The 15,732-nt window shown below is 66.3% G+C and carries 12 protein-coding genes and 1 pseudogene; 10 read left to right on the top strand and 3 right to left on the bottom strand.

Annotated features, from left to right (window positions below; genetic code table 11):
* Window positions 1–336, bottom strand: a 336-nt coding sequence (locus F3J14_RS21490) for an alpha/beta hydrolase fold domain-containing protein (RefSeq protein WP_166724730.1), incomplete at its 3' end; no start/stop codon positions are given.
* 281 nt (window positions 337–617) lie between these two features.
* On the opposite strand from F3J14_RS21490, the gene F3J14_RS21485 reads away from it, so the two are divergent.
* On the top strand, window positions 618–1,808 hold the full coding sequence (locus F3J14_RS21485; RefSeq protein ID WP_043174085.1) for a LuxR family transcriptional regulator: 1,191 nt from the start codon (window positions 618–620) through the stop codon (window positions 1,806–1,808).
* Window positions 1,809–2,016: 208 nt separating this feature from the next.
* On the opposite strand, the gene F3J14_RS21480 is transcribed toward F3J14_RS21485, so the two are convergent.
* A complete protein-coding gene (locus F3J14_RS21480) occupies window positions 2,017–2,682 on the bottom strand; it encodes a cation diffusion facilitator family transporter (protein WP_166724729.1) in 666 nt (221 codons plus the stop codon).
* 279 nt (window positions 2,683–2,961) lie between these two features.
* On the opposite strand from F3J14_RS21480, the gene F3J14_RS21475 reads away from it, so the two are divergent.
* The 9 genes and pseudogenes from F3J14_RS21475 to F3J14_RS35770 all read left to right on the top strand — a co-directional run.
* Window positions 2,962–3,972: a DNA-binding protein gene (locus F3J14_RS21475; RefSeq protein ID WP_166724733.1), complete on the top strand. Its 1,011-nt coding sequence runs from the start codon at window positions 2,962–2,964 to the stop codon at window positions 3,970–3,972.
* A gap of 125 nt (window positions 3,973–4,097) precedes the next feature.
* Window positions 4,098–4,718, top strand: a complete 621-nt coding sequence (locus F3J14_RS21470; protein ID WP_166724728.1) for a TetR/AcrR family transcriptional regulator — start codon at window positions 4,098–4,100, stop codon at window positions 4,716–4,718.
* Window positions 4,719–4,919: 201 nt separating this feature from the next.
* Window positions 4,920–5,978: an NADP-dependent oxidoreductase gene (locus F3J14_RS21465; protein WP_166724727.1), complete on the top strand. Its 1,059-nt coding sequence runs from the start codon at window positions 4,920–4,922 to the stop codon at window positions 5,976–5,978.
* Window positions 5,979–6,060: 82 nt separating this feature from the next.
* Window positions 6,061–6,360 (top strand): putative quinol monooxygenase, encoded by a 300-nt coding sequence (locus F3J14_RS21460; RefSeq protein WP_166724726.1) that lies wholly within the window; start codon window positions 6,061–6,063, stop codon window positions 6,358–6,360.
* 131 nt (window positions 6,361–6,491) lie between these two features.
* Window positions 6,492–6,947, top strand: a complete 456-nt coding sequence (locus F3J14_RS21455; RefSeq protein WP_166724725.1) for a (2Fe-2S)-binding protein — start codon at window positions 6,492–6,494, stop codon at window positions 6,945–6,947.
* A 1-nt stretch (window position 6,948) separates the two neighbouring features.
* A complete protein-coding gene (locus F3J14_RS21450; protein WP_166724724.1) occupies window positions 6,949–9,168 on the top strand; it encodes a xanthine dehydrogenase family protein molybdopterin-binding subunit in 2,220 nt (739 codons plus the stop codon).
* Between the two features lie 15 nt (window positions 9,169–9,183).
* Window positions 9,184–10,503, top strand: a complete 1,320-nt coding sequence (locus F3J14_RS21445) for a cytochrome c (protein WP_166724723.1) — start codon at window positions 9,184–9,186, stop codon at window positions 10,501–10,503.
* A gap of 161 nt (window positions 10,504–10,664) precedes the next feature.
* Window positions 10,665–12,110: an NAD-dependent succinate-semialdehyde dehydrogenase gene (locus F3J14_RS21440; RefSeq protein ID WP_166724722.1), complete on the top strand. Its 1,446-nt coding sequence runs from the start codon at window positions 10,665–10,667 to the stop codon at window positions 12,108–12,110.
* Between the two features lie 342 nt (window positions 12,111–12,452).
* Window positions 12,453–12,702: pseudogene (locus tag F3J14_RS35770) on the top strand (ISNCY family transposase); the annotation flags it as partial.
* A 143-nt stretch (window positions 12,703–12,845) separates the two neighbouring features.
* On the opposite strand, the gene F3J14_RS21435 reads toward F3J14_RS35770, so the two are convergent.
* Window positions 12,846–14,558 carry a YadA family autotransporter adhesin gene (locus F3J14_RS21435; RefSeq protein ID WP_166724721.1) on the bottom strand — a complete coding sequence of 571 codons (1,713 nt, stop codon included), beginning with the start codon at window positions 14,556–14,558 and terminating at the stop codon, window positions 12,846–12,848.
* Window positions 14,559–15,732: the final 1,174 nt, after the last annotated feature.

The raw sequence follows: 15,732 nt of genomic DNA, 5'->3' as shown, positions 1-15,732 counted from the left end.
GTCGACCGACAGCACGAGCGTGTGCGCGCGTCGGGCGAGGCTGCGGCACACGTTCGCGTGCGAATCGATGCCGCACGCGACGAAACCACCGCCGTGGAAAAACACCGTCAGCGGCAACGGCCCGTCGGCATCGGGCCGATACAGTCGTGCGGACAACTGACGACCGGGGGCGAGAATCTGCCAGTCCTCTTCAGCGGCAATCGCATCGCCGGGCGCGAAGGCGCCGCCTCCGGCAAGGCTCGCGCGGTAGGCGGGAACGGTCAACTGATCGAAATCGATCGCGGGCGCTTGGGCGAGCGCGGCGAGCAGCGCCTGCGCCTGAGGGTCGAGCGGCATTGGAACTCCTGTCTGAATCGGATGCGGTCTGAATCAGGTAAACCCGCGTCGCGGTTTTCCCTGAGCCCGCGCCGGACGCTTGCCGGCACGGCCTGACGGGCATTCCAGCGCAGCGGGCAGGGCGCCACATCATCCGATCGGACGATGGTTCACGCGCCCGGATGGCCAAAGCTCACCATTCAGTGAATGTCCCGATGACGCCGGAATTAAGACGCGTCTTAATCATGGCGGCGCGGATGAATCGCACCGACAACGAGTTGCATGGAGGATGGAGCGTGCTGATGGAGACGAGATGGGCTCCTCAAGAGAGCCAGTCAACAAGCGAGGAGGCCGACATCGGCGTCGCGGATTTCAGCGAGCTGATGGCGCGTATCTACCAGGGGCCGCTGGAAACGCCGCCGTGGGCGGGCGCGCTCGAGCTGGTGCGCCGGTTGCTGCAGGCCAACTACGTGACGCTGATCCTGCGTGCGGCGGCGAGCGACCGTCGCGCGCCGCTGTCCGTGCACGCATCGGAGTTCGGCCCGGTCGTGCCGGGTGACGGCGAGGCGTCGTACAACAACTACTATTATTCGCTCGACCCGTTCGTCGGCCTGCCGGCCGATCGCGTGGTGACGGTCGACGACGTGTTCGGCGATACGGGTTGGCTGTCGAGCGAACTGTACAAGCAGTTCCTGAAGCCGCAGGACGTGCGCTACATCCTCGGCGCCGACCTGCGCGCGCCGTCGGGCGTCGAGTGCCGGTTCCGCGTGTGCCGCAACCATGCATCGAAGCAGTTCTCCGCGCGCGACAAGGCGATCTGCGCGCTGCTGCTGCCGCACCTGAAACGCGCGGTCGAACTGCATTCGCGGCTCGACACGGCCGAGGTGGAACGCTCGATCTACGCGAACGCGATCAACCGGATGCAAATCGGCACGATCACGCTCGACGAGAACGGCACGATCATCGACCTGAACAGCGTCGCCGACGAGATCCTGAAGCAGAACAACGGTCTGACGATTGCGCGCGGCACGATCGAGGCGACCGATGCGCAGGAGAACCGCACGCTCAAGCGGCTCATTCGCCACGCGGTGATGGGGCACCACGGCACGGCCGCGGCGACGGTCGAGGCGATGCCGATCACGCGCAGCTTCGACAAGCCGCGCCTCGGGTTGTTGGTGCGCACCGTGCTGCTGTCCGACTGGTCGGAGGACAACAAGCGCCGGCCGGCCGTCACGCTGTTCTTGCGCGATCCCGACCGCAAGCCGCAGGGCGCGCAGGAAATCATCCGCAAGCTGTTCGACTTGACGCCTGCCGAGACATCGCTCGCGCTGCTGCTGACGAACGGGCTGACGCTCGAGGAGGCGGCGGAGGAATCGGGGATCAGCAAGAACACGGCGCGCACGCATCTGCGCGCGATCTTCTCGAAGACGGGCGTGACACGCCAGGCGACGCTCGTGCGGATCCTGCTCGGGAGCGTGGTGCCGCTGGGCTGATCGGGCGCGGCGCGTCGGGCGCCGCCGCATCGATGTCGCGCGCATTCGTCTGCCGATACCTCGATTGCGTTCGGCGTGTACGTTATGGCGATCACCCGGCATCATGGACAAGAGGCTCGCGCGTTGCGAGCCTCTTTCGTTTCGTGCGCAGCCGATGGCGGGTTTCGGATGCTTCAGCTCATCGCCGGGGACGAGGCGCCAGGCATCGTCACGACCCGCGCGTCGAACGGGTCGCCCACGCCGCGAATGCCGGCCATTGCGCGCAACCGTGCCGGATGAACCCGGCGCCCGTACGGATCACGATCGCGCCGATCGCAAGCGCGGCGAGATCGTCGAGACGGCCGAGGCCGACCCACGCCGCGCACATCGCCAGCGCCGCCAGCAACGCGGACAGCGCGTCGGTGCGCACATGCCAGCCGCTCGCCTCGAGCAGCGCCGAGCCGGTCTCGCGCGCCTTGCGCAGCATCCAGCGCGACAGCGCGGCTTTGCCGGTCAGCGTGAACACGACAAGCGCGAGCGTCATCGCACCAGGCTGCACGACCGGCGGCGCATCGAACCGGTTTGCCGCGTGCCAGATCATCTGCACGCCCGTGGCGACGAGCAGCGCGCCGAGGGCTGCCAGCGCGAGCGGCTCGTAGGTCGGGCGCCGCTCGGGCGGCAGCCGCGCGTCGAGCCGGCATGCGACGAGGATCAGCGCGTCGGCCGCGAGATCGATCGCCGCATGCGCGACGTCCGCGAGCAGGCCGGACGAATGCGCGGACCACGCCGCGACCGCTTCGGCGGCGAGCAACAGAAGGTTGATCGCGAGACTGGCGGCGAGAGCGCGGGAGGTGGCCGCATAAACGTGGGGCGTGGCGCGCGAGGTGCGCTGCATGGCGGATTCGTCTGTCGAAAGCGTGGGCAGCCTCGAACGCTACCGGTCGACGGTTGCAGGTACGTGACAGCAGCGGGCTCGCCGGATCGGGCGGTCGCGGGGATCGAGCGGCGCGCTAGGCGGGCGGCAATGGCGAGCCGGCGAGTCACGTTCGGAAATCACGAAGCTCGCGGGTCAAAACTCAACATTATAGAAATAATGTCAAATTCATCGCAGGCGATGATTGGATATCCAACGGTTTACGTTGTATTATTGACTAAAATTCCAGACCAATCCGCCATGTCCGACCTCGTTGCCGACGAACCCCGCCTGATCGCCGAAATCGACCGCCTGAAGGCCGATTTCCCGAAAACCCGCGAGTTGTATCGCGAGGTCTGCGCGTTGATGTTCTTCCGTTTCGGCATTACGCCCACCGCGAACCGGCTGTATCAGCTCGTGCGCAAGGGCAGCATGAGCACGCCGACGGCGGTGCTCGGCGAGTTCTGGGCCGAGTTGCGGGAAAAGAGCCGCGTGCGCATCGAGCATCCGGACTTGCCGGCCGATCTGCAGGCGGCAGCCGGCGAACTCGTCGCAACGTTGTGGAGCCGCTCGACTACCGATGCCGCCGCCGCGCTCGAGGCGCTGCGCGCCGAGGTCGAAGCCGAGCGGGCCGCGGCGAAAGCGGAAGTCGCCGCATTGCAAACCGACCTGTCCCGCACCGAGAACGCGCTGGAGCAACGCACGAGCGCGTTACTGGCGGCCCAGGTGCGCATCCAGGAACTCGAGCAGGCGAGGGCGGCCGACGAAGCATCGCGCCGCGCGCTGCAAGCGGAGGTCGAACGGCTGAAGTCCGACAACGCGGACGCCGATCGCGCACTGGCGCAGGCGCGCGCCGATTTCACGTCGCAGCTCGACCGGCTGCGCGACGACGCGGGCCGGGCCGAGGAACGCTTGCGCGCATCGGAGAAACGGGCGCTACAGGAGATCGACCGCGAACGGCTCGCGGCCGCGCGGCTGCAAAAGGAACTCGACGCGGCCACGGCCCGCGCCGAACAACGCGATACGCAGCACCGCAAGGATCTCGCGGCGCTGCAGGCACAACTGGCCGATACGCAACACCGCTGCGGCATGCTCGAAGGCCAGCTCGACGGCGCGCGGGCAGCCAATGCCGCGTATGTCGGCGAGCTCGACGCGCTGCGCGCCGAACGTGCGTCGCGCGCCCCTGTGCGCCGGGCGCCGGGGCGGCCTGCCGGCGGCAGTCTGCGTGCGGCGAAGCCGGTCGCCCGGAAGCGCATTCCGAAGCCCGCGTGACAGGGGCGCCGCCACGGTGCGGCGACAACCACCCGCGACGCGGTGCGATTCGGGTAAAGTGCCGCTGAACTTGCCGGCTCGACGTTACTAGACGACCGGTCTAATCGTTGCTAAGATACGCCATCATGAATGCATCTTCAGGCGCGGAAGTCCGCCACCACATCCTGAATATCGCGAAGCCGATCATGCTCCACAAGGGGTTCTCGGCGGTCGGTCTGAACGAGATTCTCGCCGCGGCGGGCATCCCGAAGGGCTCGTTCTACCATTACTTCGGCTCGAAGGAAGCATTCGGCGAGGCGCTGCTCGAGTCGTATTTCGAAGGCTATCTCGCGCATCTCGACAACCTGCTCAAGCATCAGGCCGGCACGGGCGCGCAGCGCCTGATGACGTACTGGGGCAACTGGCTGCACACGCAGTGCGCGGACGATCCGGAAGGCAAGTGCCTCGCGGTGAAACTCGGCGCGGAGGTGTCCGACTTGTCGGAGGCGATGCGCGCGGTCTTGCGGCGCGGCACCGGCCAGATCATCGAGCGGCTTGCGGGCGGCATCGAGGCCGGGCTGGCCGACGGTTCGCTGAGCGGCGTCGACGATCCCGCACATGCGGCCGCGATCCTCTACGAGCTGTGGCTTGGCGCCACGCTGCTGGAGAAGATTCATCGCAACCGCCAGCCGCTCGAGCGCGCGATGCGCGAAACACGGCGGATGCTGAACCTGCCGCCCGTCGAGCCAGATGGAGCGCAGTCATAACCTGGGCGCGCATAGGCGCGCCTTGTTTTTATGTGAGCACTAGACGACTGGTCTACTCACGCAGTAGTCCGATTGCTTTACCGTGAGGCTGCGGCTGCGCCGGCTGATTCGCCGGCACGGCCGCAGCCTCGCGCATCACGGTTGTCGAACGTTGATCCGATCGTGCCCGTGGCACGTCCAATCCTGTTGACGGAGGTTCCCATGCCGCAAAACAAGACTGCAAACCGCAGAATCGTCCTGAACGCGCGCCCGGTCGGCGCACCCACCCCGAACGACTTCCGCACCGAGACCGCCGACGTGCCGGTGCCCGGCGCCGGACAGGTGCTGTTGCGCACGGTCTGGTTGTCGCTCGATCCGTACATGCGCGGCCGCATGAGCGACGCGCCGTCGTATGCGCCGCCGGTCGAACTCGGCGACGTGATGGTCGGCGGCACGGTCAGCCGCGTCGTCGCATCGAACCTGCCCGCGTATCGCGAAGGCGACCTGGTCGTCGCGGGCGGCGGCTGGCAGGACTACTCGTTGTCCGACGGCAGCGATCTCATTGCGCTCGGCCGCGACTTCGCGCATCCGTCGTACGCACTCGGCGTGCTCGGCATGCCGGGGTTCACCGCGTACACCGGATTGCTGAAGATCGGCGAGCCGAAGGCCGGCGAAACCGTGGTCGTCGCCGCCGCGAGCGGGGCGGTCGGGTCGGTGGTCGGCCAGATCGCAAAGCTGAAGGGCTGCCGCGTGGTCGGCATCGCGGGCGGCGCCGACAAGGTCGCGTACGTGAAGGACACGCTCGGCTTCGACGCCTGCATCGATCATCGCGATCCGCAGTTCGCGGCCAAGCTGAAGGAAGCCTGCCCGAACGGCATCGACGTCTATTTCGAGAACGTCGGCGGTGCCGTGTTCGACGCGGTGTGGCCGCTGCTCAACGATCATGCGCGCGTGCCGGTGTGCGGCATCATCGCGCATTACAACGACGCGGCGTACGACGACACCGCGGTGTCGAGCGGCCGTGACCGCGTGCCGGCGCTGATGGGAACCATCCTGCGCAAGCGGATCCGGATGCAGGGTTTCATCATTCTCGATCATTATGCGACGGGCTATGCGCCGTTCCTGAAGGAGATGAGCGAGTGGGTCGCGCAGGGCAAGGTGAAGACGCTCGAGGATGTGATCCCCGACCTCGCCGATGCGCCGAATGCACTGATCGGCTTGCTCGCCGGCAAGAACTTCGGCAAGGTCGTCGTGCGCGTCGGCCCGGACGAACTGGCCTGAGGCGACGCGTCCGTCTGCACGCTGGCGTCACCCGACGCCAGCTTATGGCATGCTCGATTCCGTTTCCCAAGGAGTGGAAAACATGGCGCTTTATGTGATGGCATCGGTATTTCCGACACCCGAACACGCGCAGGCCGTCGAGGCCGAATTGCGCAGCATGGTCACCGCGACCCGGGCCGAACCCGGCAATCGCCGCTACGACCTGTTCCGCGAACAGGACGGCTCGCCGGCGCTGCACCTGTTCGAGATCTACGACGATCAGGCCGCGTTCGACGCCCACCTCGCGAGCCCGCACTTCACCGCGTTTCGCATCAAGTCGGCCGAATGGTTCTCGGCGCCGCCCGTCATCAAGGTGCTGTCGGGCATCGACGCGGCCGAATAACCCGCGCCGAACCACCGCCGCGGCTCGCCCCACCCGGGCCGCGCGGCAGCCGTCGTGCACTGCGCGGCGGCGATGAGCAACCCGGCGCGCCGGTCGCGCCGCTTCCCCAATACACCGGCCCCGGAGGCTGAATGGTCACCCTCAATATCAACGGCGAGAGCCGCACGGTCGACGCCCCCGACGACATGCCCCTGCTATGGGTCCTCCGCGACGTCGTCGGCCTGACCGGCACGAAATTCGGCTGCGGGATCGCGCAATGCGGCGCGTGCACCGTGCATCTCGACGGCGTCGCCGCGCGCTCGTGCGTGCTGCCGGTCGCGGCCGTCGCGGGCCGCAAGATCACGACGATCGAAGCCGTCGGCGCGACGCCTGCCGGCCAGAAGGTTCAGGACGCGTGGCGCGAGCTCGACGTCGTCCAGTGCGGCTACTGCCAGTCCGGGCAGGTGATGGCGGCCACGGCGCTGATCGCGTCGAACCCGACCCCGAGCGACGCCGACATCGACGCGGCGATGGCCGGCAACATCTGCCGCTGCGGCACGTACAACCGGATTCGCGCGGCCGTGAAGCACGCCGCGAAGGGGAGCTGACATGTCGAGAGGACTGATCGAAGCAGGTCGGGCCGGCGCGGGCGTGTCGCGCCGTTCGTTTCTCAAGGTGGGCATGTCGCTCGGCGCGGCGGCGGGCGGCGGCCTGCTGCTCGGCTTCAGCCTGCCGGCGGCCGGCGATGACGCGCGGCGCTCGGTGATCGGCGGCGATGCGGACGAAAACGCGCGTGCCGGCGTATTCGCGCCGAACGCGTTCGTCCAGATCGACCGCAGCGGCAAGGTCACGCTGGTGATGCCGAAAGTGGAAATGGGCCAGGGCGTCTACACGGCGCTGCCGATGCTGATCGCCGAGGAACTCGAGGTGCCGCTGTCGAACGTCACGCTCGATCATGCGCCGCCGAACGAGAAGCTGTTCCTCGATCCGCTGCTCGGCGGCCAGCTGACGGGCGGCTCGACGTCAGTGCGCTACGCGTGGGAACCGCTGCGTCGCGCAGGCGCGACCGCGCGCACGCTGCTGGTTGCCGCGGCCGCCAAACAATGGAACGTCGATCCGGCCACCTGCCGGGCGGAAAACGGCGAAGTGCAGCACCCGCCGAGCGGCCGGCGCGCATCGTACGGCCAGCTCGCCGATGCCGCGTCGAAGCTGCCGGTGCCGAAGGACGTCGCGTTGAAGCAGCCGGCCGATTTCAAGCTGATCGGCAAGCCGGTGAAGCGGCTCGATTCGCCGGAGAAGGTCGACGGCACCGCTCAGTTCGGGCTCGACGTGCGTCTGCCCGGCATGCTGTACGCGGTGATCGTGAACAGCCCGGTGTTCGGCGGCACGGTTGCGAGCGTCGACGAGACGGCCGCGAGGAAGATTCCCGGCGTGCGCCAAGTGGTGCGCGTCGACAACGCGGTCGCGGTGGTCGGCGATCACACGTGGGCCGCGAAGCGCGGCGCGTCGGCGCTCGTCGTCAAATGGAACGAAGGCGCGGACGCGAAGGTGTCGATGAAGGACATCGTCGCCGATCTCGCGCAAGCCGCCGCGAACGGCAAGGGCGCCGTCGCGCGCAAGGAAGGCGACGTCGGCCGCGCGTTCGCGAACGCGAAGACGCGCGTCGATGCCGTCTATGAGCAACCGTTCCTCGCGCACGCCACGATGGAACCCGTGAACTGCACGGTGCAGGTGCGCGCCGACGGCTGCGAGATCTGGGTCGGCACGCAGGTGCCGACGCGGGCGCGCGATACGGTGCAGCAACTCACGGGGCTGGCCCCCGAGAAGATCGTCGTGCACAACCATTTGCTCGGCGGCGGCTTTGGCCGGCGGCTCGAGACGGACATGATCGGACAGGCCGTGAAGGTCGCCAAGCAGGTGAACGCGCCCGTGAAGGTCGTGTGGACGCGCGAGGAAGACATCCAGCACGACATGTACCGGCCGTACTACTACGACCGGATCTCGGCCGGCCTCGACGCGAACGGCAAGCCGGTCGCATGGCAGCACCGGATCGTCGGCTCGTCGATCATCGCGCGTTTCGCGCCGCCTGCGTTCAAGGACGGCGTCGACCCCGACGCGGTCGAGGTTTCGGCCGAATTGCCGTACGACCTGCCGAACCAGCTCGTCGACTATGTGCGGCAGGAGCCGCGCCACATCCCGACCGCGTTCTGGCGCGGCGTCGGCCCGACGCGCGGCACGTTCGTCGTCGAGAGCTTCATCGACGAACTGGCGGCGCAAACCAAGACCGATCCCGTCCAGTATCGCCGCGCGCTGCTCGACAAGACGCCGCGCGCGCGCAACGTGCTCGACGTCGCGACGAAGGCGGCCGGTTGGGGCACGTCGCTGCCGAAGGGGCAAGGGCGCGGCGTATCGGTGATGCACGCGTTCGGCAGCTTCTTCTCGATCGTCATCGACGTCGCGGTGGAGGAGGGCGAAGTGCAGGTCAAGCGCGTCGTGTGCGCGGTCGACTGCGGGATGGCTGTCAATCCGAGCACGATCGAGGCGCAGGTGCAGGGCGGCATCATCTTCGGGATCACGGGCGCGCTGTATGGCGAGATCACGATCGAGGACGGCCGCGTCGTGCAGAGCAACTTCACCGACTACCGGATGATGCGCATCAACGAGACGCCGCCGATCGAGGTTCATCTCGTGAAGAGTGGCGAGGCGCCGGGCGGAATCGGCGAACCGGGCACCGCTGCCACCGCGGCGGCCTTGTCGAACGCGATCTTCGCGGCGACCGGCAAGCGGCTGCGCAAGCTGCCGGTCGGCAGCCAGCTGAAGACGGCCTGAGGGGAGGGACAAATCATGCGAAACCTCATCCTGAACCGCTCGAATCGCGTCGCTCATACGTTCGGCGCATCGTTGATCGCGTTGTCCGCGCTGATGGCCGGCACCGCGGCGCAGGCCGCGCAAACGGCGCCGGCAGACAGCGCGCTGGTCGCACGTGGCGCGTATCTCGCGAAGGCGGGCGACTGCGTGGCGTGCCACACCGCGCCGCGCGGCGCGCCGTTCGCCGGCGGCCTGAAGATGGTCACGCCGATGGGCGCGATCTACACGACCAACATCACGCCCGACCCGGACACGGGCATCGGCGGCTATACCGAAGCCGAGTTCGCGGGCGCGCTGCGCTCGGGTGTTGCGAAGGACGGCCATCACTTGTATCCGGCGATGCCTTATCCGTCGTACGCCAAGCTTCGTGACGACGACGTGAAGGCGCTGTACGCGTACTTCATGCACGGCGTCGAGCCGGTGAAGCAGGCGAACCGTGCATCCGAGATTCCGTGGCCGCTCGGCATGCGCTGGCCGCTGGCACTGTGGAACGCGGTGTTCCTCGACACGAAGCCGTATGCCGACAAGCCGGCCAAGGACGCGACGTGGAACCGCGGCGCGTATCTCGTGCAGGGGCTCGGGCACTGCGGGTCGTGCCACACGCCGCGTGGCGTCGGTTTCCAGGAGAAGGCGCTGGACGAAGGCGGCGCAGCGTTCCTGTCGGGCGCACCGATCGACAACTGGTTCGCGTCGAACCTGACCGGCGAGCACAATACGGGGCTCGGCCGCTGGAGCGACGCGGAGCTCGCGCAGTTCCTGAAGACCGGCGCGAACCGCCATGCGACCGCGTTCGGCTCGATGGTCAGCGTGATCAACCACAGCACGCAGGAACTGACCGACGACGATCTGACGGCGATTTCCCGTTACCTGAAGTCGCTGCCGGCGGCGGGCGGCACGGGCGCGCCGCCTTACCGTTATGATCCGAAGGCGACGCAGGTCTCGCTTGGCCGGCCGGCGAACGATCCAGGCGCAAAGGTGTATAACGCTTACTGCCTGCATTGCCACGGCGTGGACGGCCGCGGCTACGCGCCGCTGCTCGCGCCGCTCGCCGGCAACCCGAACGTACTCGAGGCCGATGCATCGTCGCTGATCAACGTGACGCTGAACGGCAGCGAGTCGCTCGTGATCGGCGGCGTGCCGTCCGCGTATCCGATGCCGGCGTTCTCGAACCAGTTGAACGACCGGCAGATTGCCGACGTGCTGACGTTCATGCGCGCCGGCTGGAACAACGGCGCGCCGGCCGTGCAGCCGGCGGACGTCGCGAAACTCCGCAAGGCGACGGCGGCCACGCGCTGAGCGCGGCCGACCGTGGCGGATGACGACGGGCATGCGTGCCGCGTGCCCGTCGTCGAACATTGCCGGGTGCATCGCGCCCGGCAACGCAGCTCTTTCTGTCAACCGGCGCGCGGCCATTCGCGGCAGCGCGCGTTTTATCGACGCAAAGTAGGGGTGTGTGGATGGCTAACGTGACTTATACGGATACGCAACTGCTGATCGACGGCGAGTGGGTCGACGCCGCGAGCGGCAGGACGATCGACGTCGTGAACCCGGCGACGGGCAAGGCGATCGGCAAGGTGGCCCACGCGGGCATCGCCGATCTCGATCGCGCGCTGGCTGCGGCGCAGCGCGGTTTCGAAGCATGGCGCAAGGTGCCCGCGCACGAGCGCGCGGCGACGATGCGCAAGGCTGCGGCACTGGTGCGCGAGCGCGCCGACGCGATCGCTCAGTTGATGACGCAGGAGCAGGGCAAGCCGCTGACGGAAGCGCGTGTCGAAGTGCTGTCGGCAGCCGACATCATCGAATGGTTCGCGGACGAAGGCCGCCGCGTGTACGGCCGGATCGTGCCGCCGCGCAATCTCGGCGCGCAGCAAATGGTCGTGAAGGAGCCCGTCGGCCCGGTCGCGGCGTTCACGCCGTGGAATTTCCCGGTCAACCAGGTCGTGCGCAAGCTGAGCGCCGCGCTCGCGACCGGCTGCTCGTTCCTCGTGAAGGCGCCGGAAGAAACCCCGGCATCGCCGGCCGCGCTGCTGCGCGCGTTCGTCGACGCGGGCGTGCCGGCCGGCGTGATCGGCCTCGTGTACGGCGATCCGGCGGAAATCTCGTCGTACCTGATTGCGCACCCGGTGATCCGCAAGGTGACGTTCACGGGCTCGACGCCCGTCGGCAAGCAGCTCGCCGCGCTCGCGGGCCAGCATATGAAGCGCGCGACGATGGAATTGGGCGGCCACGCGCCGGTGATCGTCGCCGAAGATGCGGACGTCGCGCTGGCGGTGAAGGCCGCCGGTGGCGCGAAGTTCCGCAACGCGGGCCAGGTGTGCATTTCGCCGACGCGTTTTCTCGTGCACAACAGCATCCGCGACGAATTCACGCGCGCGCTGGTCCAGCACGCCGAAGGGCTGAAGATCGGCAACGGCCTCGAGGAAGGCACGACGCTCGGCGCGCTGGCGAACCCGCGCCGGCTGACCGCGATGGCGTCGGTCGTCGAGAACGCGCGCAAGGTCGGCGCGAGCATCGAGACTGGCGGCGAACGGATCGGCTCGGAAGGCAACTTCTTCGCGCCGACCGTGATCGCGAACGTGCCGCTCGAAGCGGACGTGTTCAACAACGAGCCGTTCGGTCCGGTCGCGGCGATCCGCGGCTTCGACAAGCTCGAGGACGCGATCGCCGAAGCGAACCGTCTGCCGTTCGGGCTGGCCGGCTATGCGTTCACGCGCTCGTTCGCGAACGTGCACCTGCTGACGCAGCGCCTCGAAGTCGGGATGCTGTGGATCAACCAGCCCGCGACGCCGTGGCCGGAAATGCCGTTCGGCGGCGTGAAGGATTCGGGCTACGGGTCGGAAGGTGGGCCGGAAGCGCTGGAGCCGTATCTCGTCACGAAGTCGGTGACGGTGATGGCGGTCTGACGATCGTTCGAGCGCGTGCGTGCCGCTGGTTGTGCGGCGCGCATGCTGTGTTGGCGCAGGCCGGGCGTTTTGCTCGGCCTTGTTTTTTCTTCGTTCCGGGTTGCAGGACGGGTGGGGAAATCGGGTGGACGGCTGGGCACCGGGATGAGCACTGCGCAGCGATGTCGCCACGTGAATTTGATTTTACATAACGTGAATTATCGATAGTTTGTATGTAAGAGCAAAGTTGTAATGTCGGCTTTTGGCTAAGTTCAGATGTCCGTTTCTCGACCCATCGTAAGCTGACCGGCTGCCGGTTGTCCGGCGCTGGGAGCTTCGACGACTGCGACAGAACGGATCACGATGACGATGCGCGAGTTGGACCGATTCAAGGTCATTCAGGACATGGCGTGCGGCAGAACGGCGGGAGTTGACGACGCGGCAGGTTCGCCGGCTGGTCGCCAGGCTGCGGGAACACGGGCCTAAAGGTCTCTTGTCGGGACGGTATGCGAAGCCAAGCAACAACCGGCTGGACGCGGTAATTGTGGACCGGGCTCTGTCGATCATTCGCGATCGCTACGCCGATTTTGGGCCGACGCTGGCCTGCGAGAAGTCCGCCGAAGACCAGCCTCGCTGTATCACGGTCGGAATTGCGCACCTCTATTCGTCGATGCCCGCCGTGGCAAGTACACCACGGCGGGCTGTGCGACTGACTACCTACACTAACTACCTAAGCAGTTGTCAGTAGACCGAGCCTTACCAGACATACCCGGCGCTACCCCCAACAGCCACCGTACCGCGGGTGTTTGTCGAGCCGCCGCCTTTGAAAATCCAGCTACCCCCAGGCAGATAGGTCGACACGCCGACAGCGAAACCCGTCTGACCAGCGTAATTGCCGACCGCCACGCCGACGACCGATTTACCGGGCGCGGGCGCTTGCGGGAGCATCGAGAGCGCGACGGCCGACGCCGAACCGGCGTTCGCATCCTTGCGATACTTTTGGATGTCGTCCCGAACGCTGTTAACTGCGCTGTTGAACTGGCGTACGTTCACAGCATCAGTCGGAGCCGTACCGTCTGCAACGTTGGTAATCTGACGCTCAGCTCCCGGCGCACCGACCGAAACCGTGTTGTCCCTGTCGGCAACTGAATTTGCACCCAGGGCAACCGAATTGTTCGCGGTAACGCGGGAGTTCGCGCCAATTGCAGTCCCGTTCGTGCCCGTGACGTTCGAACCGTCACCGATTGCGGTTCCGTTCGTGCCTGTCACCTTGGAACCCGAGCCAATCGCAGTTGCGCGCGGAGCCGTAACAGTCGAGTTGGTTCCGATTGCCGTACCATCTTGACCCGAAACGTTTGCGCCGTTGCCCACAGCGGTCCCGTTGGGGACCGACACGACCGAATTGTTACCTACCGCGGTGCCAGTTTGGTCTGCAACCGTGCCATTCGAACCGGAAGTGGAAATTGTGTCGACCTTCGCTGTGAGAGACGTCAGGTTATTCGAGAGAACGGAAACTTGACTTGCGACAGCGAAAAGCTGTGAGCCGTTGACCGCGTCCGTACTCGTTGCGCTGATTTCACCGGCGGCGACGTTCACGATCTGGCGCTCGGCGCCTGCGCTGCCCACGCTCACCACGCCGATGGGTGTGCCCGCGAAGCCGCTGTAGTTGACGCCATTCAGCGTCACGCCGCTGACCGGGGCAAACGCACGCGTCACTGCGCCGGAGCCCAATGCCACGGAATTTGCATCGGCTGCCGAAGCATTTTCGCCAATCGCAATCGCGTTCTGGGCAGTTGCCTGTGCGCGGGCAATTGAAACGCTACCGATCCCGCTTGCGACAGAATCCACACCGATTGCCGTCGCGTCAGCCGCGCTCGCGTTCGCCTGAAAACCCACGGCTGTGCCGCCAGCAGCTGAACTATTGGTGCCGACCGCCGTTGAAAAGGTAGCGGTGGTATGTGCCAGCGCACCAATCGCGGTCGAGTCGCTATTCGCTGCGCTCGACCCGCCGCCGTACGCTACGGCTCTGGCGCCGTTTGCGACCGAATTAGAGCCGACCGCCGTCGCATTCCGGCCATTTGCCGAAACCGTATCGCCCAATGCCGTTGCCGCCCCGCCCTGCGCGGACACAAAGACGCCGACCGCGGTGTTCTGGCTCGAACCATCGGCACCGGCGACTGCGGGAAACGTTCCCCCCGTGGTCGCCGGGGGCGCCGCCGCAGCACCGCCGATCGTCTCATTGATACCACCGTTCTGGCCGCCGACTGCCAGGTTATCTGCGTATGCCCGCCCCACAGGCAGCAGCATCAGCGCCGTTACCGCCGCCAGCGAAACCCGCAATTTGAGCGGGATGCCACCCGCCGTCATATTCGCTTGCCCCGACTCGCCGTGTACGCCGCGCGTCTTGGCTGCCTTTGCTCGCACGCCCAATCCTCGATCCGAGGCCACCGTGTATTGACTCTTGTTCATTGCGCTTTCCGTTCTGACTTCCCTAGTGGACAAAAGGGAGTTTCCTTTTGCTCTCTTCGTAGCCGCGCCTGAGACAAGCTCGCGCAACGCCCCTCGGATATGCAGCGTCCGCCGCATTTTTTATCGCTACGATCAAAGCCCCTGCCTTACCGGCACCCCGTGTAATGGGTGGAAATCCCGTGTAAGGTCTGCTGAATTATGGGAAACGCCTTTCGCCCTTATGTTTGCCAAATCGGCAAATTTGTTTGCCTCGGGGGAATTCTTTATTTATTAGTCAGGGACCTGGTCTGGTCACGCCATGCCACGTGGTTTTGCTATTTTTTCTTTCCAATCACAAAAAATAAGCGGCTCCGGGACACAAACTAGACGGGGCGTCATGGGCGCTTACCGAGCGTCGGGCGGCGGCCCCGATTCTGCCGGCCCGATCGTGTGGGCCGGGTGGATCACCAGCGCTCGAGCCATGCGTTGCGGGTTGCGCAAGCAGTTAAGGCGTAGCGCGACAGCCGGCGGCTAGGAGCCACGCCGTCGCGAACGCATCGAGGGCTTCCTGTGCGGGCAAACGAATCACGCATGACGATGCGCGAGCTGCCATGGCTTGCGGCGCAACGACTGGGATTGACGACACGACGGATTCGGCTGCGGGTCGCCCGCCTGCGTGAGCATGGCCCGGCGGGTTTGGGGTCGAGACACCGACCGAACCCGGCAACCGCTGTCTGGACTCGGCAGTCGCGGATCGGGCGCGGTCGATCATTCGTCATCGATCGATCGACACTGGCCTGCGAGAAGCCCTGGGAGTGCCATGGCACTCGGCTGGCCAAGGAGCCGATCAGTAAGCTGATGACGGATGGGCTCTGGATTCCGTGCCGACAACAAACGCTAAAGGTTTCTCAGCCACGAGCGCGCTGGGCGTGTCTGGACGAGTTGGTTCAGATCGACGGCAGCGACTATCGATGGTTGGACGACTGGTTTTAACGTCGGGATATATCGCAAACAGGACCACTAAACGCGAGATCACGCAGGCCGACGTTGAGCATGTGATCGTAGATCTGGCGCAACGCCGGCAAACCGCAAAGCCGGTAAACAAACCGGGCCGGCGGTCTGCAAAGACTGGGGAAACAAACGTGAGCGCCCTGCCCGTTGCCGACGGTGAATCATTGGGTCCGCTCAATCGTCG

This window comes from Burkholderia sp. Tr-862 (assembly GCF_011753085.1).
In the GTDB taxonomy this organism is placed as follows: Bacteria; Pseudomonadota; Gammaproteobacteria; order Burkholderiales; family Burkholderiaceae; genus Burkholderia; species Burkholderia ambifaria.
This window is presented reverse-complemented; position numbering and strand designations above follow the sequence as displayed.

Excerpts from the sequence above, each read along its gene's own strand:
- F3J14_RS21485 (WP_043174085.1), top strand. The coding sequence starts at position 618 with ATGGAGACGAGATGGGCTCCTCAAGAGAGCCAGTCAACAAGCGAGGAG.
- F3J14_RS21480 (WP_166724729.1), bottom strand. The coding sequence starts at position 2,682 with ATGCAGCGCACCTCGCGCGCCACGCCCCACGTTTATGCGGCCACCTCC.
- F3J14_RS21475 (WP_166724733.1), top strand. The coding sequence starts at position 2,962 with ATGTCCGACCTCGTTGCCGACGAACCCCGCCTGATCGCCGAAATCGAC.
- F3J14_RS21470 (WP_166724728.1), top strand. The coding sequence starts at position 4,098 with ATGAATGCATCTTCAGGCGCGGAAGTCCGCCACCACATCCTGAATATC.
- F3J14_RS21465 (WP_166724727.1), top strand. The coding sequence starts at position 4,920 with ATGCCGCAAAACAAGACTGCAAACCGCAGAATCGTCCTGAACGCGCGC.
- F3J14_RS21460 (WP_166724726.1), top strand. The coding sequence starts at position 6,061 with ATGGCGCTTTATGTGATGGCATCGGTATTTCCGACACCCGAACACGCG.
- F3J14_RS21455 (WP_166724725.1), top strand. The coding sequence starts at position 6,492 with ATGGTCACCCTCAATATCAACGGCGAGAGCCGCACGGTCGACGCCCCC.
- F3J14_RS21450 (WP_166724724.1), top strand. The coding sequence starts at position 6,949 with ATGTCGAGAGGACTGATCGAAGCAGGTCGGGCCGGCGCGGGCGTGTCG.
- F3J14_RS21445 (WP_166724723.1), top strand. The coding sequence starts at position 9,184 with ATGCGAAACCTCATCCTGAACCGCTCGAATCGCGTCGCTCATACGTTC.
- F3J14_RS21440 (WP_166724722.1), top strand. The coding sequence starts at position 10,665 with ATGGCTAACGTGACTTATACGGATACGCAACTGCTGATCGACGGCGAG.
- F3J14_RS21435 (WP_166724721.1), bottom strand. The coding sequence starts at position 14,558 with ATGAACAAGAGTCAATACACGGTGGCCTCGGATCGAGGATTGGGCGTG.